17 protein-coding genes are annotated in these 21,905 nt (G+C 65.7%); 6 read left to right on the top strand and 11 right to left on the bottom strand.

Going from position 1 to position 21,905, the window contains the following annotated elements; all coding sequences use genetic code 11:
* Window positions 1–122 precede the first annotated feature (122 nt).
* Complete coding sequence (gene zapE / locus P5705_RS08355; protein ID WP_277460371.1) at window positions 123–1,196, top strand: cell division protein ZapE; 1,074 nt, start codon at window positions 123–125, stop codon at window positions 1,194–1,196.
* Window positions 1,197–1,313: 117 nt separating this feature from the next.
* On the opposite strand, the gene P5705_RS08350 is transcribed toward zapE, so the two are convergent.
* Window positions 1,314–3,203 carry a propionyl-CoA synthetase gene (locus P5705_RS08350; RefSeq protein WP_277460370.1) on the bottom strand — a complete coding sequence of 630 codons (1,890 nt, stop codon included), beginning with the start codon at window positions 3,201–3,203 and terminating at the stop codon, window positions 1,314–1,316.
* 154 nt (window positions 3,204–3,357) lie between these two features.
* Between P5705_RS08350 and P5705_RS08345 the strand changes: the two genes are divergently transcribed.
* Both P5705_RS08345 and P5705_RS08340 read left to right on the top strand, forming a co-directional pair.
* Window positions 3,358–4,626: a leucine-rich repeat-containing protein kinase family protein gene (locus P5705_RS08345; RefSeq protein WP_277460369.1), complete on the top strand. Its 1,269-nt coding sequence runs from the start codon at window positions 3,358–3,360 to the stop codon at window positions 4,624–4,626.
* Window positions 4,627–4,688: 62 nt separating this feature from the next.
* Window positions 4,689–5,555 (top strand): LysR family transcriptional regulator, encoded by an 867-nt coding sequence (locus P5705_RS08340; RefSeq protein WP_277460368.1) that lies wholly within the window; start codon window positions 4,689–4,691, stop codon window positions 5,553–5,555.
* Here the strand turns inward: P5705_RS08340 and P5705_RS08335 are convergent.
* The 5 genes from P5705_RS08335 to P5705_RS08315 all read right to left on the bottom strand — a co-directional run bounded on the left by P5705_RS08335 (window position 5,529) and on the right by P5705_RS08315 (window position 9,601).
* The gene (locus P5705_RS08335; protein WP_277460367.1) at window positions 5,529–6,686 is read right to left on the bottom strand and encodes an HPP family protein; all 1,158 of its coding nucleotides are present in this window, start codon (window positions 6,684–6,686) and stop codon (window positions 5,529–5,531) included. The genes P5705_RS08340 and P5705_RS08335 overlap by 27 nt on opposite strands.
* Window positions 6,687–6,990: 304 nt before the next feature.
* Entirely contained in the window at window positions 6,991–8,313 is a 1,323-nt protein-coding gene (locus P5705_RS08330) for a sensor histidine kinase (protein ID WP_277460366.1), read from the bottom strand.
* Entirely contained in the window at window positions 8,310–8,978 is a 669-nt protein-coding gene (locus tag P5705_RS08325; protein ID WP_277460365.1) for a response regulator transcription factor, read from the bottom strand. The genes P5705_RS08330 and P5705_RS08325 overlap by 4 nt, the downstream gene beginning before the upstream one ends.
* On the bottom strand, window positions 8,979–9,293 hold the full coding sequence (locus P5705_RS08320) for a PepSY domain-containing protein (RefSeq protein ID WP_277460364.1): 315 nt from the start codon (window positions 9,291–9,293) through the stop codon (window positions 8,979–8,981). It abuts the gene before it with no gap.
* Window positions 9,293–9,601 (bottom strand): PepSY domain-containing protein, encoded by a 309-nt coding sequence (locus P5705_RS08315; protein ID WP_277460363.1) that lies wholly within the window; start codon window positions 9,599–9,601, stop codon window positions 9,293–9,295. The genes P5705_RS08320 and P5705_RS08315 overlap by 1 nt, the downstream gene beginning before the upstream one ends.
* A gap of 216 nt (window positions 9,602–9,817) precedes the next feature.
* On the opposite strand from P5705_RS08315, the gene P5705_RS08310 reads away from it, so the two are divergent.
* Window positions 9,818–10,897, top strand: coding sequence for a patatin-like phospholipase family protein (locus P5705_RS08310; protein WP_277460362.1), 1,080 nt, complete (start codon window positions 9,818–9,820; stop codon window positions 10,895–10,897).
* 53 nt (window positions 10,898–10,950) lie between these two features.
* A complete protein-coding gene (gene queD / locus P5705_RS08305; RefSeq protein WP_011533154.1) occupies window positions 10,951–11,307 on the top strand; it encodes a 6-carboxytetrahydropterin synthase QueD in 357 nt (118 codons plus the stop codon).
* Window positions 11,308–11,390: 83 nt separating this feature from the next.
* On the opposite strand, the gene P5705_RS08300 is transcribed toward queD, so the two are convergent.
* Window positions 11,391–11,873 carry a DUF1289 domain-containing protein gene (locus tag P5705_RS08300; protein WP_277460361.1) on the bottom strand — a complete coding sequence of 161 codons (483 nt, stop codon included), beginning with the start codon at window positions 11,871–11,873 and terminating at the stop codon, window positions 11,391–11,393.
* A 409-nt stretch (window positions 11,874–12,282) separates the two neighbouring features.
* Here P5705_RS08300 and acnB point away from each other — a divergent pair, with 409 nt between their 5' ends.
* Window positions 12,283–14,892, top strand: a complete 2,610-nt coding sequence (acnB, locus tag P5705_RS08295; RefSeq protein ID WP_277460428.1) for a bifunctional aconitate hydratase 2/2-methylisocitrate dehydratase — start codon at window positions 12,283–12,285, stop codon at window positions 14,890–14,892.
* A gap of 117 nt (window positions 14,893–15,009) precedes the next feature.
* Here the strand turns inward: acnB and prpD are convergent, their stop codons facing one another.
* From prpD to prpC, 4 genes are all read right to left on the bottom strand, one after another.
* Entirely contained in the window at window positions 15,010–16,494 is a 1,485-nt protein-coding gene (gene prpD, locus P5705_RS08290; protein ID WP_277460360.1) for a 2-methylcitrate dehydratase, read from the bottom strand.
* Between the two features lie 150 nt (window positions 16,495–16,644).
* Entirely contained in the window at window positions 16,645–17,835 is a 1,191-nt protein-coding gene (prpF, locus tag P5705_RS08285) for a 2-methylaconitate cis-trans isomerase PrpF (protein ID WP_277460359.1), read from the bottom strand.
* Between the two features lie 151 nt (window positions 17,836–17,986).
* Window positions 17,987–20,575: a Fe/S-dependent 2-methylisocitrate dehydratase AcnD gene (gene acnD / locus P5705_RS08280; RefSeq protein ID WP_277460358.1), complete on the bottom strand. Its 2,589-nt coding sequence runs from the start codon at window positions 20,573–20,575 to the stop codon at window positions 17,987–17,989.
* Window positions 20,576–20,732: 157 nt separating this feature from the next.
* Window positions 20,733–21,860, bottom strand: coding sequence for a bifunctional 2-methylcitrate synthase/citrate synthase (gene prpC / locus P5705_RS08275; protein WP_277460357.1), 1,128 nt, complete (start codon window positions 21,858–21,860; stop codon window positions 20,733–20,735).
* Window positions 21,861–21,905: the final 45 nt, after the last annotated feature.

The raw sequence follows: 21,905 nt of genomic DNA, 5'->3' as shown, positions 1-21,905 counted from the left end.
GCTGAAACACGCCGGCTACCTATCGCATTTCACGATCATTGCCCGGCACATTCTCGATTGGTCAAAATGCCCGCGCTCGCGCAAGCTGCGCCCTGCCCGTACCTGTTCGAGGAACCTGCCCCTTGCCCACCTGGCTTCCCGCTCCACTGCGCCAATTCAGCCAGCGCTGGCGCAGCGAGTCCGTCGTGAACAGCGCGCTGCCGGGCCACTTCCGGCAAAAAGCGATCGAGCGCGGCTACACCCTGAGCGACAGCCAGAACCGGGTGATCGAGGCCATGGCCCGCACACTGGCCACGCTCGACACCGATCAGCCGCGCAGCCTGTACCTGCATGGCGCGGTGGGGCGCGGCAAGAGCTGGCTGCTCGATGGCTTCTTCCAGGCGGTGCCCACGCCCGCCAAGCGACGCCTGCACTTCCATGACTTCTTCGCTCGCCTGCACCAGGGCATGCACCGCCACCGGGCGTTGGACGATGCGCTGGGGGCGACGCTCGACGTGTTGCTGGGTGATTGCCGGGTGCTGTGCTTCGATGAGTTCCATGTGCACGATATCGGCGATGCCATGCTCCTCACCCGGCTGTTCAGCGCCCTGTTCCAGCGCGGCGTGCTCCTGCTGGTGACCTCCAACTACGCCCCCGAAGGGCTGCTGCCCAACCCGCTGTACCACGAACGCTTCCTGCCGGTGATCCGCCTGATCAACAGCCGCATGCAGGTACTGGAAGTCGGGGGCGCCACGGATTTTCGCAGCTTGCCGGCCAACCGTGAACACCAGCGCTTCACCCGGGGGCATTACGTCTGGCCTGGCACCCCGGAGCAGCGCCAGGCACTGGCGCTGCCGACAACATCGCCATGTGTGCTGGACATCAACAAACGGCCGCTGCGCGTCTTGGCCTGCGAAGATCGGCAAGTGATGTTCGCCTTCGACGACCTGTGCGAGCAGCCCACCGCAGTGATCGACTACCTGGCACTGGCCGAACGTTACGAGCACTGGATCATCGATGGCCTGGACGACCTGGCCGAGTGCTCGCTCGCCGCGCAGCAGCGGTTCGTCAACCTGGTGGATGTGCTGTATGACCAGGATCGCCAGGTGACAGTGATCAGCCAGCGGCCGCTGGAGCAGAGCCTTGGCGGGGCGCTCACCGATTTGATGCGTACACGAAGCCGACTGGGGCAGCTGCATCGGATTGGCCCGACCTGACTTCATCCCTGTAGGAGCGGCTTCAGCCGCGATGCAGGCATCGCGGTGCCTGGCACCCGCTTCGCGGGTGATCGCGGCTGAAGCCGCTCCTACAGAGGTCGTATCAGGCCAAAGGGTTCAACCCGCCCTCGGCAAATCCGCCAGCACCCCTTCGATCTCCCCCAGCACCGCCGGGTCGTCCAGGGTCGAGGGCGCCACATAGTCCTGCCCGTCGGCTATCTTGCGCAGCACCGCCCGCAGGATCTTGCCCGAGCGGGTCTTGGGCAGGCGCTTGACCTGCCGCACGCGGTTGAAGCAGGCCAGCGCGCCGATCTGCTCGCGCACACCGGCCACCAGCTCGCCCTGCAACTGTGCCTCACTGATGCCCTGCCCGTCCTTGAGCACCACCAGCGCCAGCGGCACCTGCCCCTTGATTTCGTCATGCACACCGATCACCGCGCACTCGGCCACCGCCGGATGACGCGCCACCAGGTCCTCCATCTCGCCCGTGGACAGGCGATGGCCGGAGACATTTATCACGTCATCGGTGCGCCCCATGATGTAGACGAAACCGTCGTCATCCAGGTAGCCACCGTCGCCGGTGTGGTAATAGCCCGGATAGCTGCGCAGGTAGGCTTCCAGATAGCGTGGGTGATCGCCCCAGAGTGTCTGGCTGCAACCGGGCGGCAGCGGCAAGGCGATCACGATGGCACCCTGCTGGTTGGGCCCCAGAAGCTTGCCTTCGTCATCCAGCACCTGCACGTGGTACCCCGGCACCGCACGGTTGCTGGACCCTGGCCGGGCGGCACTGCCCGCCAACCCCACGCAGGGCGCGGTCACCGGCCAACCGGTCTCGGTCTGCCACCAATGGTCGTGCACCGGCTTGCCGCTGACCCGCTCCAGCCATTCATGGGTGCTGGAATCGAGCTTCTCGCCCGCCAGGAACAATTGGCGCAGCGACCCCAGGTCGTGACGGCGGAGCAGCTCGCCGTCCGGGTCTTCCTTGCGGATCGCCCGCATCGCGGTGGGCGCGCAGAACAAGCCATTGACCTTGTACTGCTCCACCACCCGCCAATAGGCCGAGGCGTCCGGGGTGCGGATCGGCTTGCCTTCGTAGAACACCGTGGTGCAGCCGCTCATCAGCGGCCCATAGACGATCAGCGAATGGCCGACCACCCAGCCCACATCGGAAATCCCCCACCACACATCGCCCGCCTGCATGCCATAGACGTGGCGCATGGCATAGCACAGGGCCACGGCGTTGCCGCCGTTCTCACGCACGATGCCCTTGGGTTTTCCGGTGGTGCCGGAGGTATACATGATGTACAGCGGGTCGCCCGCGTCCAGCTCCACCGGGGCGACCGGCGCGACGCCCGTCAATGCCGACGCCCAGTCCAGGTCGCGCCCCGCTTGCAGCTCGGCCTTCGCCTGGGGCCGCTGTAGCACCAGCACCTGCCGAGGCTGGTGCCGGGCCAGTTGCAGCGCGCGGTCGACCAGCGGCTTGTATTCGATGACCCGGTCAAACTCCAGCCCGCACGAGGCCGTGAGCAGCAACGTCGGCCGCGCATCGTCGATGCGCAGGGCCAGTTCGTTGGCGGCAAAACCACCAAACACCACCGAGTGCACCGCGCCGATTCGCGCGCAGGCGAGCATGGCCATCGCCGCCTGCGGCACCATGGGCATGTAGATGATCACCCCATCGCCCTTGTTCACACCCAGCGAGCGCAGCAGGCCAGCCAGGCGCGCGACTTCGTCCCGCAACCGGTTGTAGGTGAACGTCTGCTGCACGCCGGTCACGGGCGAGTCGTAAATCAGCGCCAGTTGCTCACCACGGCCCTGCTCGATCTGGTGGTCGAGGGCCAGGTGGCAGCAGTTCAGCCGGCCGTCGGCAAACCAGCGGTGGGTACCGTCGGGGTTTTCCTGCAGGGTGAGCGAGGGCTTGCGCTGCCAGGCCAGCTGTTCGGCCTGGGCTTGCCAGAAGGCGGCGGGATCGCTGATGGAGCGGGCGTAGCTGTGCTGGTAGGTCATTGGTTCGCAACCCGGTACTTGTTGTTATAGAAGGGCGAACCTTGAGTATGGACCGGTGCCTGCGAGCCGCCATTTGACTTAAGTCGCAACCCATATGCAGATTTGCAGTGGTCATCTGGCTAGAATGGCCGCCCGCCGATTCCAGACCCGTTCCATGCACAACCTCGACGACCTCCGCGCCGGCCGCCTGCGCGGCATCACCCGCCTTGACCTTGAGTTGGGCGTGAGCGAATTCCCCCGCGAAATCTTCACGCTGGCCGACAGCCTGGAGGTGCTCAACCTCAGCAATAACGCCCTGAGCGAATTGCCCGACGACCTGCATCGCCTGACGCGGCTGAAGGTGCTGTTTTGCTCCGGCAATCGCTTCACCGAGCTGCCATCGGCGCTGGGACGTTGCGCGAACCTCGAAACGGTGGGTTTTCGCGACAACCAGATCCAGCTCGTCACCGCGCAGGCGCTGCCTGCCAACCTGCGGGCACTGATCCTCACCGAAAACGCACTGGAGACACTGCCGGATGCCTTGGGCGACTGCGTCTGGCTGCAAAAGCTGATGCTCGCCGGCAACCGCCTCGGCGTCCTGCCCAAGGGCCTCGCCCGTTGCGAACGGCTTGAACTGCTGCGCATCGCCAGCAATCGCTTGCCGGCCCTGCCCGACTGGCTGCTGCGCATGCCCAGCCTGGCCTGGCTGGCCTATGCCGACAACCCGATGCCGGAGGGCTTCGTCGCGCCCGCCGACGAGGGCCACTGCCCACGGATCGCCTGGCGGGATGTTCACCTCGAACAGGTGTTGGGCCAAGGTGCTTCCGGCGTGATCCACCGTGCCATGTGCCAGGATGCGCCGATGGCGGTCAAGCTGTACAAGGGCGCGCTCACCAGCGATGGCTCGCCCCTGGCGGAAATGAGCGCCTGCATCGCTGCCGGCGATCATCCGAACCTGGTGCGCCTGGCTGGCCGCATCGATGATCATCCACAACAGCTGCCGGCCCTGGTGATGCACCTGATCGCGCCGCACTGGCGCAACCTTGCCGGCCCACCGAGCCTCGACAGCTGCACTCGCGACCGCTATGCCGAAACGATCACACTGCCCCTGGCCGGTGTGCGTCGACTGGCCAGCGGCATCGCCTCGGTGTGCGCGCACCTGCACGGGCGCGGCCTGAGCCATGGCGACCTGTATGCCCACAACATACTGTTCGACGACGACGGCCAGTGCCTTCTGGGCGACTTCGGCGCGGCGTCTTTTCACCCCCAGGCGCAGGCCCTTGAGCGCCTGGAAGTCCGTGCCTTTGGCATCCTGCTGGAAGAGCTGCTGGCGCATTGCCCGGAAAACGACAAGGTGCTGCACGCCCTGGCCCGGCGTTGCCAGCACCCCGACGTAACGCATCGGCCGCTGTTCAGCGAACTGCTGGAAAAGCTGTCGGACTGATTGCCTGCCCCATTTCGGGGCAAACCCTCTAGAATGGATGCCCCTCCCCTCTAGAGCCCGCCATGGACATCGATCAGGCGCGTACTTTCCTGGAAATCGTCCGCTGCGGCAGCCTGGTGGCCGCCGCCGAACGCCTGTTCGTGTCGCAGACCGCCATCACCGCCCGCGTGCAGCGCCTGGAGCAGCAACTGGGCTGCCAGCTGTTCGTGCGCAGCCGCAGCGGCGCCAGCCTGACCGCCGACGGCGAGGCATTCGTCAGCTACGCCAACCAGCTGGTGCAGACCTGGGAAGCCGCACGCCGCGACCTGCCGCTGCCCCAGGGATGCCAGCAGGTGTTGCATGTGGGCGGCGAGGTGAGCCTGGGCAACCCGATGATGCTCGACTGGGTCAGCGCCCTGCACCAGGAGATGCCCAACCATGCCATCCGCAGCGAAGTCAGCGACGGTGAGTCGCTGTTGCGCAAGGTGGAGATGGGCCTGCTGGATGCCGCGCTGGTCTACCAGCCAACGTACGGCCCGGGCCTGCAGGTGGAGCAGTTGATGGAGGAAAAGCTGATCCGCATCCGCCGGGTCGACCAGCCCGAGCCGTATGTCTACATCGACTGGGGCGCCGCCTTCCGCCGCCGCCACGACGCCGCCCTGCCCGACCTGGCGCGCGCGCCGCTAAGCTTCAACCTCGGGCCGCTGGCGCTGCAGTTCATCCTCGACCGTGGCGGCAGCGGTTACTTCCGCACGCGCGTGGTGCAGGCCTACCTGCAGAACGGGGTGTTCGAGCGGGTGCCCCAGGCGCCGGAGTTCACCTACCCGACCTACCTGGTCTATGCCCGCGAGCGTGACAGCGCGGCCCTGCAACAGGCCTTCGCCATCCTGCGCCGGCTGGTCGCGGCCGGCGAGAGCGACTGGTCACAACGCTGGGACCCGCTGATCTGAGCCCTGCGCGGCGGCCGTAAGCAGGTGCCGCTTGAGGCCGGCGATCAGGTCGGTCTGGGTGATCACCCCGACCAGACGCTCGCCGTCCAGCACTGGCAGGCAGTGCCGGCCCTGCTCACCGAGCAAGGGCAACAGGCGTTCCAGCGGGTGCCGGGGGGTAATGCTGACCACCTGGCGGTTCATCACCTGCTCCAGGCGCACGGGCTGGCGTCGCAACAGGTTGCGCCAGCGGAGGCGGCCACGGGCCATGGCCGCCTCGACCAGATCGGCAACACCGACGAGGCCCACCAGGCGCCCCTCGTCCAGCACCGGCAAGGTCTGCAGGTGATGACTGGCCAGCAGCTTCCAGGCCTGTTCAAGGGTCGTGCCCGGCGTTGCCACCTGCACATCGCGGGACATCAGCGCCCCGGCATCGATGCCGCCCAGGCTGCGCTGCAAGGCATGCTGCTCGGTGGCCAGGACAATACGTTCGAGCTCGTCGCGGGTGACATCGACGAACTCACCGATTTCCGCCAGGGCCAGGTCGAGGTCGGCACTGCTGATACCGACCCGTTCGCTGGGCAGTGGGTCGCGGGTGTGGTGCAGATCCTTGCGCGGCGCCGCGCCCTTGGGGTAGCGCACACCCGTGAGGCGGTTGTAGAGCACCGCCACGGCGACCAACACCAACGCGTTGAGCAGCACCGGCTCAAGCAGATGGTCACCCAGTGCCACCAGCCCCGGGTCGGCCAGCACCGCGCTCACGGCGACGCCACCACCGGGCGGGTGCAGGCAGCGCAACAGGCACATCACCAGGATCGCGATGCCCAGCGCAGCCGCCGCCACCCATAGTCCGTCGCCAAAACCCTGGCGCATGGCCAACCCCACGACAGCGGCCAGGGCGTAACTGCCCAGCACCGGCCAGGGCTGGGCCAAGGGCCCGGAGTGCACGGCGAACACCAGCACCGCCGAGGCCGCCAGCGGGCCGAGCAGGTGCAAGGCGATGGACGGGCCATAGGCCAGGCTGCACAGGTAACCGGCGAGGAACAGGCCGAGCAGCGCGCCAATGCCGGCGCGCAACCATTCTTTTGGGGGGATGTTCAAGGGCGCCGGGAGCAGGCGCTGCAAGCGGGTTTCGGGACGCGAGGCAGGCATCGGGGTATTCGGGTCGTGTTCTTCTGATTAAAAAGAAAGCCCAGCGCGACCGGCCTGGGCCCTGTGTTGCGCAATGCAGTGGCGCAAGGGGCTCCGTCCATGGAGAGATGGAAACCGGAAGGTTTCATGGCAGCGGATTTTGCCGGGCAGGTGCCGGGACGGCCAATTCAAAAAACTGCGGCTGTACTGCAATTTTTTTGCAGGATTGATCCGCGTCCCTGTAGGAGCGGCTTCAGCCGCGATCACCCGTGCAGCGGGTGCCACACATCACCGGGGGGAGCCGCTATCGCGGCTGAAGCCGCTCCTACAGAGAACCCTTGCGCGGCAATTCGATACTGACCCGCAAGCCGCCTTGCGGGCTTTCCAGCAACGCGATTTGCCCGCCCCAGGCCTCGACGATGTCGCGCACGATCCCCAGCCCAAGACCATGGCCATCAACCTGCTCATCCAGCCGCGAACCCCGTTCGAGCACTTGCAGGCGCTGCGACTCGGGGATGCCCGGACCATCGTCATCAACCCACAACCGGTAGCCCGCTTGCGTCGGTGCAATGCCCACCCGCACCTCGCTGTCGGCCCACTTGCAGGCGTTGTCCAGCAGGTTGCCGAGCAGTTCCAGCAGGTCCTCGCGGTCCCAGGGCAACAGCAGGCCTGGCGGCACGTCACGTTCGAGCAACAAGCCTTCGCCATGGATCATGCCCAGGGTGGCCAGCAACCCCGGCAGCTCGGCGTCGCAATCGAACTGCGCGCCGGGCAACGCATCCCCCGCCAGGCGAGCGCGGTTGAGCTCGCGGGCCAGGCGCTGCTGGATCTGCTCCAGCTGCTCGCGCATCTGCGCGCGGACCTCGGGCAGCGCCTGCAAACGCTCACTGGACGCCAGGCTGAGCAGCACCGCCAGCGGCGTTTTCAGCGCATGCCCAAGGTTGCCCAGGGCATTGCGCGAACGCCGCAGGCTGTCTTCGGTATGGGCCAGCAGATGGTTGATCTGGTCGACCAGCGGTTGCAGCTCGCTGGGCACCTCGGCATCCAGTTGCGAACGCTGCCCCTGCTGCAACTGGGCGATCTGCTGGCGTGCCCGCTCCAGCGGGCGCAACGAGCGGGTCACGGTGATGCGCTGCAGCACCAGCACCAGCAACAGCGCCACCAGCCCCATGCCCAGGCCGATCTGCTGCATGCGCCGGAAGCCTTCGCGCACGGGGGAATAATCCTGGGCGACGCTGATGGAAATATCCTGCCCCAGGCGTCGGTAATCACCACGATAGGCCAACAACTGCTGGCCTTCCGGGCCCAGTTCATGGCCATCGTCCAGCCCGGGCTTGCCGGGCTTGGGCATGTCCAGGTCCCACAACGAGCGTGAGCGCCAGGTGCCCTGGTCGAAGTCGATGCGGAAGTAATAGCCCGAGAACGGCCGCTGGTACGCCGAGGAGATGCGCCGCTCGTCCAGCTGCAAACCGGACGGCCCGCGCACCAGCGCCACCAGCAGGTTTTCGCTTTCCTGGCGCAGGCCGGTTTCCAGGTAACGTTGCAGGCCGGCCTCGAACAGCCACAGGGTCAGTTGCGCCAACGCCACGCCAACCACCACCAGCACCGCCACCAGCCCCAGGCTCAGCCGCGCCTGGATCGACTTCACGCCGCACTCCCGGCGTACACGTAGCCTTGGCCGCGACGGGTCTCGATCACACTGCGCCCGAGCTTGCGTCGCAGGTGATTGACGTGCACTTCGAGCACGTTGGAATCACGCTCGGTCTCGCCATCGTAGAGGTGCTCAGCCAGGTGACTCTTGGACAGCACCTGGCCCGGGTGCAGCATGAAGTAGCGCAACAGGCGAAACTCGGCGGCGGTCAGCTGGATATCGACACCCTCGCGGCTGACGCACTGGCGCGACTCGTCCAGGTGCAGGCCGGCGGCCTCCAGCGTGGGTTGGTTGGCCAACCCCTTGGCGCGGCGCAGCAGGGCCTGAATGCGCAGTTGCAGCTCTTCCGGGTGGAAGGGTTTGGTCAGGTAGTCGTCGGCCCCGGCCTTGAGCCCTTCGATGCGCTCGGCCCAGGAACCGCGCGCGGTCAGGATCAACACCGGGGTGACCAGGTTCGCGGCACGCCATTGCGCCAACACCTCGAGCCCAGGCAGGCCCGGCAGGCCGAGGTCGAGCACGATCAGGTCATAGGGCTCGCTCTGGCCCTGGTACACCGCGTCGCGGCCATCGGCCAGCCAGTCCACGGCATAGCCCTGGCGCTGCAGCGCGGCCGTCAGTTCGTCGGCCAGGGGCACATTGTCTTCGACCAGCAGCAGGCGCATTCAGTCGTCTTCCTCGTCTTTGAGCAGCGCGCCCGTGCGCGCGTCGAGCTTGATCTCGCGCACCACGCCCTCGGGGGTCAACAGTTCGACTTCGTATTCGTAGCGCTCGTGCTTCTCTTCCAGCTCCGCCTCCAGCAGGCGCGCCCCGGGGTAACGCCCCAGGGCGGCCTCGAGCAGTTGCTCGAGGGGCAGGATGATGCCTTGCTGGCGCAGCGCCAAGGCCTCGTCCTGGTCCAGGTCGCGGGCGGCGGCCAGCGAACAGGCGGCCATCAGGACCAGGGCCAGGTAGCGCGCCGTTCGCGGTAGCTCACGCATCAGTTGTCTCGCGCGTCCTTCAACACTTCACCGGTCTTGGCGTCCAGGTCGACATCCCACTCGACGTTCTGTGCGTCGCGCAGTTCGACCTTGTAGATGTAGCGGCCGTACTCGTCTTCGAGCTCGCTGTCGGTGACGGTGGCGCCCGGGTGCTTGGCCACGGCGGCGGCCTTCAGCTCGTCCAGCGACTTGATGGTCTTGGCGTTGACCAGCTTGACCACTTCATCGGGCTGTACGTCCTTGGCGAGGGCGGCGTTGGCAGCGAAAGCGAGGGTGGCGGCGGTGAACAGGGCAGTCAAAGTTTTCATGGGGTCACTCCATCGGGGTGTGCAAGTTGTCTACGGGATCAAGACTAACCAGGGGTCCTTAACTCAACCTGAAAACAGCTGGCCGCATGATAGCGCAGTTGGCTGGCAGGCCTGTACCGGCCTCATCGCGGATGAATCCGCTCCTACGGGGCGTGTTCATCCGCGATGGGCCATCTGCCCCTATAATGAGCCGCCTGTATTGCTCGAGACCCTGCCATGAGCGCCATCCACATCAAGTACCCCGCCCTGACCTTCAAGGCCGGCCACCGCGCGCTGCGGCAGATCCGCGAGCGCGGCCTGCGGGCGGCCGATGTCGGCGTGCTGCCGGGCGCGGCCGGCGGCCCCAAGCCCCTGGGCATCCAGGGCCTGGACCTGGCTTTGTTCGGTGAATGGCTACCGTCGGCGCCACGCCAGCGCGCGCTGATCGGTGCTTCGATTGGCTCCTGGCGCTTCGCCAGCGCCTGCCTCGACGACCCGGTCGCTGGCCTGCGCCGCCTCGGCGAGCTGTACACCGAACAGGATTTCGCCAAGGGCGTGACACCCAAAGAGATCAGCCAGAGCAGCCAACGCATGCTCGACGACCTGCTGCAAGGCCGCGATGGGCAAATCCTCGGCAACCCGCACTACCGCTTGAACATCCTGGTGGTGAAGAGCCATGGCCAGCTGGCCCACGACCACCGTGGCCGCCTGGGCATGGGGCTTGGCTCGGTGATCGCCAGCAACCTGCTGGGGCGCGAGCGCCTTGGGCGGCACTTCGAAAGAGTCATCCTGCATGATGTACGCGAGGCCCCGCCACTGGAGGCGCTCACCGACTTCCCCTCGCGCAACCTGCCGCTGGACCTGGCCAACCTGCGCCACGCCCTGCTCGCCTCAGGCTCGATCCCGATGGTCATGGAAGGCGTGCGCGACATCCCCGGCGCGGGTGCCGGCACCTACCGCGACGGCGGCCTGCTCGACTACCACCTCGACCTGCCCTACCGCGGCGACGACCTGGTGCTCTACCCGCATTTCACCGACAAGGTGGTGCCCGGCTGGTTCGACAAGGCCCTGCCCTGGCGCAAGGGCGACGCCACGCGCCTGCGCAACGTGCTGCTGATGACACCCTCGCCGCAGTACCTCGCCGCCCTGCCCTACGGCAAGCTGCCCGACCGCAACGACTTCAAGCGCTTCATGGGCGATGCCCCCAGCCGCAAGCGCTACTGGTACCAGGCCATCGCCGAAAGCCGGCGCCTGGGCGACGAGTTGCTCGAACTGATCGCCACCGGGCGGTTGCAGGATCGCCTGCAAGCCTTGTAGCGGGCATGCTGGTAGACTGCGCGCATCATTGATTCACACAGAGTTATGCCAGCGTGGAAATCTTCAAAGAGTTTACTTTCGAATCGGCTCACCGCCTGCCTAACGTCCCGGCTGGGCACAAGTGCGGCCGCCTGCATGGCCATTCGTTCAAGGTCGCCCTGCACCTGACCGGCCCGCTCGATCCGCACACCGGCTGGATCCGCGATTTCTCCGAGATCAAGGCGATCTTCAAGCCGATCTACGAGCAGCTCGACCACAACTACCTGAACGACATTCCAGGCCTTGAGAACCCCACCAGCGAAGTGATCGCCAAGTGGATCTGGGAGCAGGTCAAGCCGTTGCTGCCGGAGCTGTCGAAGGTGCGCATCCACGAGACCTGCACCAGCGGTTGCGAGTACACCGGCGACTGATCGAATGCCCTATCGCGGATGAATCCGCGCCTACACGCGCCTGCCTGTAGGAGCGGATTGATCCGCGATAGGGCCGCAAAGCCTCAGCCCCGCTGCCCGCTCTCCAGGGCATCCCGCAGGAAGCTCGGGGCGATATAGCGCTGGTAATGCGCCTCCGAGAGCAAGAAAAACTCCCGGTCGATGGCATCGCGCAACTGCGGCAGGTCCCAGTCGCGGAACTCCGGCAGCAACGCCATCCCATAGGCCTCCAGATCACGGATCACCCGCGCCCCTCGGGCGATCAGCTGGTACGCCCAGCAGTACTCCGACTGCTGCGCCACGAAGCGGATCGAGCGCTGCTCCAGCTGCTGGCGCAGCAGCGCTTTGTCGAACACCTCCAGCTTGGCCATCATCACCTGCACCAGCAGTTGCTCCAGGCGCAGCCAGACCGCGCGCTTCTGCGCGTCGTCGTAGCCGTTCCAGTGGATCACTTCGTGGTGGAAGCGCTTGCAGCCGCGGCACACCAGGTCTCCGTACACCGTGGAGCAGAGGCCGACGCAAGGCGTCTTGATGGATTGGTTGGACATGTAGAAACAACGGCTTGGCGGGGGAACACCGGTTCATGTTAGCCCTTTGTCTAACCAGGGTCACCCGTTAAAGTCATCTTCGCCGCCTTACCTTCGGCTGATTTTTACCGTAGAATCACTCCGCCTTTTCAAGGCAACAATGTCCGTTGGAAGCTGTTTTCAAAGCGTCACGAGCACAGTTCATCCGGTAGAACGGCGTTGGCCCTGTCCATGCAAACGCGCATGTCCATGGCCAACCCCTCATCAGCCTTCCGTTCTACAGGCGTAAAACTTTGAAAGCAGCTTCTGTAAGGATTCTCTGCGACCCTGGCTTGCCGGCCCAAAAAGCCGCCATTAGCGCATGGGTGCATGGGAATGCTGGATGAGCGTCCCGGACTCCCTTTAGGGACCACTGATGAGGGTAATAACTGTGCTTGAAGCCTACCGCAAACACATCGAAGAGCGTGCCGCTCTGGGTATCGTGCCCCAGCCGCTGAACGCCGAACAAACCGCAGGCCTGGTCGAGCTGCTGAAAAACCCGCCGGCCGGCGAAGAAGCCTTCCTCGTAGACCTGATCACCAACCGCGTTCCGCCAGGGGTGGACGAAGCCGCCTACGTCAAGGCCGCGTTCCTCTCCGCCGTCGCCAAGGGCGAAGCCAAGTCGCCGCTGATCGACCGCAAGCGCGCCACCGAACTGCTGGGCACCATGCAGGGCGGCTACAACATCGAAACGCTGGTCGCGCTGCTGGACGACGCCGAACTGGGCGCCGTCGCGGCCGAACAGCTCAAGCACACCCTGCTGATGTTCGATGCCTTCCACGACGTGGCTGAAAAAGCCAAGGCTGGCAATGTCCACGCCAAGGCCGTGCTGGAATCCTGGGCCGCCGGCGAGTGGTTCACCGCCCGCCCGGCCATCGCCGACAAGTACACCCTGACCGTGTTCAAGGTGCCTGGCGAAACCAACACCGACGACCTGTCCCCTGCTCCGGACGCCTGGTCGCGCCCTGACATCCCGCTGCACGCCCTGGCCATGCTGAAGATGGCCCGCGACGGCATCGAGCCTTCGCAGCCTGGTTCGGTCGGCCCGCTGGCCCAGATCGAAGCCGTGAAAGCCAAGGGCTTCCCGGTCGCCTACGTCGGCGACGTGGTCGGTACCGGTTCCTCGCGTAAATCCGCCACCAACTCGGTGCTGTGGTTCTTCGGCGACGACATCCCGTACGTCCCCAACAAGCGCGCCGGTGGCTTCTGCTTCGGCACCAAGATCGCCCCGATCTTCTACAACACCATGGAAGACGCCGGCGCCCTGCCGATCGAATTCGACTGCACCAACCTGGGCATGGGCGACGTCATCGACGTCTACCCGTTCAAGGGCGAAGTGCGCCGTCAAGGCAGCGACGAACTGGTCACCAGCTTCGAGCTGAAGACCGAAGTACTGCTGGACGAAGTCCGCGCCGGTGGCCGTATCCCGCTGATCGTCGGCCGTGGCCTGACCGAGAAAGCCCGCGCCGAACTGGGCCTGGGTGCTTCGGACCTGTTCAAGAAACCCGAGCAGCCTGCCGCTTCGACCAAGGGCTTCACCCTGGCGCAGAAGATGGTCGGCCGTGCCTGCGGCCTGCCGGAAGGCCAGGGCGTGCGCCCAGGTGCCTACTGCGAGCCGAAGATGACCACCGTCGGCTCCCAGGACACCACTGGCCCGATGACCCGCGACGAGCTGAAAGACCTGGCGTGCCTGGGCTTCTCCGCTGACCTGGTGATGCAGTCGTTCTGCCACACCGCGGCCTATCCGAAGCCGATCGACGTCACCACCCACCACACCCTGCCAGACTTCATCCGCACCCGTGGCGGCGTGTCGCTGCGCCCGGGCGACGGCATCATCCACAGCTGGCTGAACCGCATGCTGATGCCTGACACCGTCGGTACCGGTGGCGACTCGCACACCCGCTTCCCGATCGGCATCTCGTTCCCGGCCGGTTCCGGCCTGGTGGCCTTCGCCGCCGCCACCGGCGTCATGCCGCTGGACATGCCGGAGTCGATCCTGGTGCGCTTCAAGGGCAAGCTGCAGCCTGGCATCACCCTGCGTGACCTGGTGCATGCAATCCCTTACTACGCCATCCAGAAAGGCCTGCTGACCGTCGAGAAGAAAGGCAAGAAGAACGCCTTCTCCGGCCGCATCCTGGAGATCGAAGGCCTGAACGACCTGACCGTCGAGCAAGCCTTCGAGCTGTCCGACGCCTCGGCCGAACGCTCCGCCGCCGGTTGCACCATCAAGCTGCCAGAGAAGGCCATCGCCGAGTACCTGCAGTCCAACATCACCCTGCTGCGCTGGATGATCGGCGAAGGCTACGGCGATGCCCGCACCCTGGAGCGCCGCGCGCAAGCGATGGAAGCCTGGCTGGCCAAGCCTGAGCTGCTGTCGGCTGACGCAGACGCCGAATACGCCGAGATCATCGAGATCGACCTGGCCGACGTGAAAGAGCCTGTGCTCTGCGCACCGAACGACCCGGACGATGCCCGCCTGCTGTCTTCGGTACAGGGCGAGAAGATCGACGAAGTGTTCATCGGTTCGTGCATGACCAACATCGGCCACTTCCGCGCCGCCGGCAAGCTGCTGGACAAGGTCAAGGGCGGTATCCCGACCCGCCTGTGGCTGGCCCCGCCAACCAAGATGGACGCCCACCAGCTGACCGAGGAAGGCTACTACGGCATCTACGGCAAGGCTGGCGCGCGCATGGAAATGCCAGGCTGCTCGCTGTGCATGGGTAACCAGGCACGTGTGCAGACCGGTTCGACCGTGGTCTCCACCTCGACCCGTAACTTCCCGAACCGCCTGGGCGACGCGACCAACGTGTACCTGGCCTCGGCCGAACTGGCCGCAGTCGCTTCGATCATCGGCAAGCTGCCGACCGTCGAGGAGTACATGCAGTACGCGAAAGACATCGACAGCATGGCTGCCGACGTCTACCGCTACCTGAGCTTCGACCAGATCGCCGAGTTCCGCGAAGCCGCGGCCAACGCCAAGATCCCGGTGGTCCAGGCGTAAGCTGAGCAGTACGCTGTAAAAGAAAGCCCCGGTAGCAATACCGGGGCTTTTTCGTTCCGCCCCCTTCGCCGGCAAGCCGGCTCCCACCTGTAGGAGCCGGCTTGCCGGCGAAGCTTTTCAGATCACGAACAGATCCACGAAGCTGTGCACCGGCATGGCTTCAAGCGCAGCCTGGTCCTTGCACAGCGCCAGAATCTGCTCACACCGCTGCCGAACAAACCGTGTCGCCAGGTTCTCCCTGAACTTGGCCTCCAGCAACGGTATCCCCTCTGCCCTGCGCCGACGATGGCCGACCGGGTACTCCACCACCACCTCCCGGGTATGGCTGCCATCCTTGAAGAACACCTGCAGGCCATTGGCGATCGAACGCTTGTCGGGCTCGAGGTATTCGCGGCTGAAACGCGGCTCCTCGACCACCTCCATCTTCTCGCGCAGACGGTCGATGCTCGGGTGCGCCGCGTGGAAAGCATCCTCGTAATGCTCGGCCACCAGGCTGCCGAAGATCAGCGGCACGGCGGTCATGTACTGCAGGCAATGATCACGGTCGGCGGCGTTGGCCAGCGGGCCTTCCTTGGAGATGATGCGGATCGCCGACTCCTGGGTGGTGATGACGATTCGCGTGACTTCATGCAAGCGGTTGCGCACCTGTGGGTGCAGGACCAGCGCGGCCTCGCAGGCGGTCTGCGCGTGGAACTCGGCGGGAAAACTGACCTTGAACAGCACGTTCTCCATCACGTAGCTGGCAAAGGCCTGGGGCAGGCGCAGTGCCTGCTGCTCGTCAGGTTTGAGCGCCAGGTCCTTGTTGGTGTGGCTGAACGACACGTCGTAGAAGCCCCATTGCGCCGCCGTCAGCACGCTGGGCACGCCCATTTCGCCACGCATGGCGATATCGGCCAGGCGCACGCCACGACTGGAGGCATCCCCCGCCGCCCACGACTTGCGCGAGCCGGCATTGGGCGCGTGACGGTAGGTGCGCAAGGCCTGGCCGTCGACGAAGGCATGGGACAGTGCCGACAGCAGTTGTTCGCGATTGGCGCCCATCAGCTTGGCGCAGACCGCCGTGGAAGCCACCTTGACCAGCAACACATGATCCAGGCCGACCCGGTTGAACGCGTTCTCCAGCGCCAGCACGCCCTGGACCTCATGGGCCATGACCATCGCATCGAGCACGCTGCGCATGGTCAGCGGCGCCTCGCCAGCGGCCACATGCTTTTGCGAAAGATGGTCGGCGACGGCGAGGATGCCGCCAAGGTTGTCCGAGGGGTGGGCCCATTCCGCAGCTAGCCAGGTGTCGTTGTAGTCCAGCCAGCGGACGGTACAGCCGATGTCCCAGGCGGCCTTGACCGGGTCCAGGCGGTAGCTGGTGCCGGGCACCCGTGCGCCATGGGGGACCACGGTGCCCTCGACCAGCGGGCCCAGCAGCTTGGTGCACTCGGGGAAGCGCAGGGCCAGCAGGCCGCAGCCCAGCGTGTCCATCAGGCAGTTGCGGGCGGTGTCGAGGGCTTCGCGGGAGTCGACCTGATAGTCGAGGACGTAGTCGGCGATAGCCTGCAGGATCTGGTCGTAGTCGGGGCGAGTGTTGAAGTCGACATTGGCGCTCATTGGCGGCTCCTTGATAACGGGGGCTGCTGTGCAGCCCTTCGCGGGACAAGCCCGCTCCTACAGATCCGCGCAAATCCTGTAGGAGCGGGCTTGCCCCGCGAAGGGCCGCACAGCGGCCCCGCTCAACGAAAGCCGTGCGCCGATGCTGCGTTAGAAGCTGTCGCCAGGCACGCGCACCCAGCCCTCCATCAGCACCCGAGCGCTACGGCTCATGATGGCCTTGGTCACGGTCCACTGCCCGTCCACCTGCCGCGCCTCGGCGCCGACCCGCAACGTGCCGGATGGATGCCCGAAGCGCACGGCACTGCGCGCTCCCCCACCGGCCGCGAGGTTGACCAGCGTTCCGGGAATCGCCGCCGCCGTGCCGATGGCCACCGCAGCGGTGCCCATCATCGCGTGGTGCAGCTTGCCCATCGACAGCGCGCGCACCAGCAGGTCGACCTCCTCGGCATTGACCGCCTTGCCACTGGAAGCAGTGTAGGTGGTCGGCGCCGCGACGAAGGCCACCTTGGGTGTGTGCTGACGCCCGGCAGCCTGATCGACGTGTTCGATCAAGCCCATGCGCACCGCGCCATGGGCGCGGATGGTCTCGAAACGCTGCAATGCGACAACATCACCGTTGATGGCTTCCTGCAGCTCGGTACCGGAATAGCCGAGGTCGGCGGCATTGACGAAGATGGTCGGGATGCCGGCGTTGATCAGGGTTGCCTTGAAGGTACCGACGCCCGGCACCTCGAGGTCGTCCACCAGGTTGCCGGTGGGGAACATCGCCCCGCCGTCGCCGTCTTCGTCGGCCGCAGGGTCGAGGAACTCCAGCTGCACCTCGGCGGCCGGGAAGGTTACGCCGTCAAGTTCGAAGTCGCCGGTTTCCTGCACCTCGCCTTCGGTGATCGGCACATGGGCGATGATGGTCTTGCCAATATTGGCCTGCCAGATACGCACGGTGGCGATGCCGTTGCGTGGCAGGCGCGCGGTATCGACCAGGCCGCTGGCGATGGCGAACGAGCCGACCGCGGCGGAGAGGTTGCCGCAGTTGCCGCTCCAGTCGACAAAGGCCTTGTCGATCGACACCTGGCCGAACAGGTAGTCGACGTCGTGGTCGGCCTTGATGCTTTTCGACAGGATCACTGTCTTGCTGGTGCTGGAGGTGGCGCCGCCCATGCCGTCGATCTGCTTGCCGTATGGGTCGGGGCTACCGATCACCCGCAACAGCAGAGCGTCGCGGGATGGGCCAGGGACCTGGGCTTGTTCGGGCAGGTCCTGGAGGCGAAAGAACACGCCTTTGCTGGTACCGCCACGGAGGTAGGTGGCGGGGATTTTGATTTGAGGTACGTGTGCCATTGTTGTGATTTCCTGATCTTTTCGTTTCGGCGAACATCCCCGGGGCTGCTTCGCAGCCCTTTCGCGGCACAAGGCCGCTCCTACAGAGACACGCGATCGCCTGTAGGAGCGGCCTTGTGCCGCGAAAGGGCCGCGAAGCGGCCCCCGCTCCTCAGGCCACGCCTTCCAGGAAGTCCTGGGCAAAGCGCTGCAGCACCCCACCCGCCTCGTAGATCGACACTTCTTCGGCGGTATCCAGGCGGCAGGTCACCGGCACCTCGACACGTTCGCCAGTGCGCCGCGTGACCACCAGCGTCAAGGTTGAACGCGGCGTGCGCTCACCAAGCACGTCATAGGTCTCGCTACCGTCCAGCCCCAGGGTCTTGCGGTCGGTGCCCGGCTTGAACTCAAGCGGCAGCACGCCCATGCCCACCAGGTTGGTGCGATGGATGCGCTCGAAGCCTTCGGCGACGATCGCCTCGACCCCCGCCAGGCGCACGCCCTTGGCCGCCCAGTCGCGGGACGAGCCCTGGCCGTAGTCGGCACCGGCGACGATGATCAGCGGTTGCTTGCGCTGCATGTAGGTTTCGATCGCCTCCCACATGCGCGTCACCTTGCCTTCCGGCTCGATGCGCGCCAGCGAACCCTGCTTCACGCTGCCGTCGTCCTTGCGCACCATCTCGTTGAACAGCTTGGGGTTGGCGAAGGTGGCGCGCTGCGCGGTCAGGTGGTCGCCGCGGTGGGTGGCGTAGGAGTTGAAGTCCTCCTCCGGCAGGCCCATCTTCGCCAGGTACTCGCCAGCGGCGCTGTCGAGCATGATGGCGTTGGACGGCGACAGGTGGTCGGTGGTGATGTTGTCCGGCAGCACCGCCAGCGGGCGCATGCCGCGCAAGGTGCGCTCACCGGCCAGGGCGCCTTCCCAATAGGGCGGGCGGCGGATATAGGTACTCATCGGACGCCACTCATACAGCGGCGCGACCTTCGGCCCCCTGTCCTCTTCGATGGCGAACATGGGGATGTACACCTGGCGGAATTGCTCCGGCTTCACCGACGCACGCACCACGGCGTCGATTTCTTCATCGCTCGGCCAGATATCCTTCAGGCGGATCTCCTTGCCATCGACCACGCCCAGCACATCCTTCTCGATATCGAAGCGGATGGTGCCGGCGATGGCGTAGGCAACCACCAGCGGTGGCGAGGCCAGGAAGGCCTGCTTGGCGTAGGGGTGGATGCGCCCGTCGAAGTTGCGGTTGCCCGACAACACAGCGGTGGCGTACAGGTCGCGGTCGATGATCTCCTGCTGGATCACCGGGTCCAGCGCGCCAGACATGCCGTTGCAGGTGGTGCAGGCAAAGGCGACGATGCCAAAGCCCAACTGCTCCAGCTCCTGCTCCAGCCCCGCTTCCTTCAGGTACAACTGCACGGTCTTGGAGCCGGGCGCCAGTGACGACTTCACCCAGGGTTTGCGGGCAAGCCCGAGCTTGTTGGCATTGCGCGCCAGCAGGCCCGCGGCGATCACGTTGCGCGGGTTGCTGGTGTTGGTGCAACTGGTGATGGCGGCGATGATCACCGCGCCATCCGGCATCTGCCCCGGCACTTCTTGCCACTGGCCGGCAATGCCCTTGGCCGCCAGGTCGCTGGTGGACACCCGGGCGTGCGGGTTCGACGGGCCGGCCATGTTGCGCACCACGCTCGACAGGTCGAAGCTCAGGGTGCGTTCGTACTCGGCCTTGGCCAGGCTGTCGGCCCACAGGCCTGCAACCTTGGCGTAGGTCTCCACCAACTGCACCTGCTGCTCGTCGCGACCGGTGAGCTTGAGGTAATCGATGGTCTGCTGGTCGATGGCGAACATCGCCGCGGTGGCGCCGTATTCCGGGGCCATGTTGGAGATGGTGGCGCGGTCGCCCAGGGTCAGCACGCTGGCGCCAGCACCGTGGAACTCCAAGTAGGCGCCGACCACTTTCTGCTTGCGCAGGAACTCGGTGAGTGCCAGCACCAGGTCGGTGGCGGTGATGTTGGGAGCCAGGCGGCCCGTCAGCTCGACGCCGACGATTTCCGGCAGGCGCATCCACGAAGCACGCCCCAGCATCACGTTCTCGGCCTCCAGGCCACCGACGCCGATGGCGATCACACCCAAGGCATCGACGTGCGGGGTGTGGCTGTCGGTGCCGACGCACGTGTCCGGGTAGGCGACGCCATGGTCGTTGTGGATCACCGGCGACATCTTTTCCAGGTTGATCTGGTGCATGATGCCGTTGCCCGGCTGGATCACGTCGACATTCTTGAACGCCTGCTTGGTCCAGTTGATGAAGTGGAAACGGTCCTCGTTGCGGCGATCCTCGATGGCACGGTTCTTCTCGAATGCCTGCGGATCGAAGCCGCCGCACTCCACGGCCAGCGAGTGGTCGACGATCAGTTGCACCGGCACCACCGGGTTGACCTGGGCCGGGTCGCCGCCCTTGTCGGCGATGGCGTCGCGCAGGCCGGCCAGGTCCACCAGCGCGGTCTGGCCGAGGATGTCGTGGCACACGACGCGGGCCGGGAACCAGGGGAAGTCGAGGTCGCGCTTGCGCTCGATCAGCTGTTCAAGCGAGGCGTTGAGGGTGGCTGGGGCGCAGCGGCGCACCAGATTTTCGGCCAGCACGCGGGAGGTGTACGGCAGGCCGTCATAAGCGCCGGGCTTGATCGCCTCGACCGCGGCGCGGGCGTCGAAATAGTCCAGGGCGGTGCCTGGCAGGGGCTTGCGGAATTCTGTATTCATGGCACAGGGACTCAATCACGGTAAGGTCGGTGCTGTTGCGGCCGCCCTGCTTCCTGTAGGAGCCAGCCTTGCTGGCGATGGGGTGCGAAGCACCCCCAGCCCCGGCGTCGCCAGGGTTCGCCAGCAAGGCTGGCTCCTACAAGGATCGCGGGCTGGCTCAGCGTTGCTCGATCGGCACGAACTGGCGCTGCTCGACGCCGACATACTCGGCGCTCGGGCGGATGATGCGGTTGTTGGCGCGCTGTTCGAACACGTGCGCGGCCCAGCCGGTCAGGCGCGAGCAAACGAAGATCGGGGTGAACAGCTTGGTCGGGATACCCATGAAGTGGTACGCCGAGGCATGGTAGAAGTCAGCGTTGGGGAACAGGCGCTTCTGCTCCCACATGGTCTTGTCGATGGCTTCAGATACCGGGTACAGCACGCTGTCGCCCACTTCGTCGGCGAGCTTCTTCGACCAGCCCTTGATCACCTCGTTGCGCGGATCGGACTCTTTGTAGATCGCATGGCCGAAGCCCATGATCTTGTCCTTGCGCTCGAGCATGCGCAGCAGCTCGGCAGTGGCCTCCTGTGGCGTCTGGAAGCGTTCGATCAGCTCCATCGCCGCCTCGTTGGCGCCACCGTGCAGCGGGCCGCGCAGCGAACCGATGGCGGCGGTCACGCAGGAGTACAGGTCGGACAGGGTCGAGGCGCAGACCCGGGCGGTGAAGGTCGAGGCGTTGAACTCGTGCTCCGCGTACAGGATCAGCGAGACGTTCATCACCTTGACGTGCAGGTCGCTTGGTTTCTTGCCATGCAATAGATGCAGGAAGTGGCCGCCAATCGTGTCTTCATCGCTGGTGCAATCGATGCGTACACCGTGGTGGGTGAAGCGGTACCAGTAGCACATCACCGCCGGGAACAGCGCCAGCAGGCGGTCGGTCTTGTCGTGCTGGGCATCGAAGGCCAGCTCCGGTTCCAGAGTGCCGAGCACCGAGCAGCCGGTGCGCATCACGTCCATCGGGTGGGCATCGCGCGGGATGCGCTCGAGGACTTCCTTCAGCGCTTGCGGCAGGTCACGCAAGCCCTTGAGCTTGCGCTTGTAGTCGGCGAGCTCGGCCTTGCTCGGCAGCTCACCGTACAGCAGCAGGTAGGCGACTTCCTCGAACTCGGCGCCGGCGGCCAGGTCGCGCACGTCATAGCCGCGGTAGGTCAGGCCGGCACCGGCCTGGCCGACGGTCGACAGCGCGGTCTGCCCGGCCACCTGGCCGCGCAGGCCTGCGCCACTGAGTACTTTTGCTTCGGCCATGGTGTTTCTCCTTTCTTGAATTTGTTATCGAAGTCTTTTCTGGCT

This window comes from Pseudomonas entomophila, from assembly GCF_029478665.1.
Lineage (GTDB): Bacteria > Pseudomonadota > Gammaproteobacteria > Pseudomonadales > Pseudomonadaceae > Aquipseudomonas > Aquipseudomonas entomophila_F.
The sequence above is the reverse complement of the archived record's forward strand: the minus strand, read 5'-3'. Positions and strand labels throughout refer to the sequence as shown.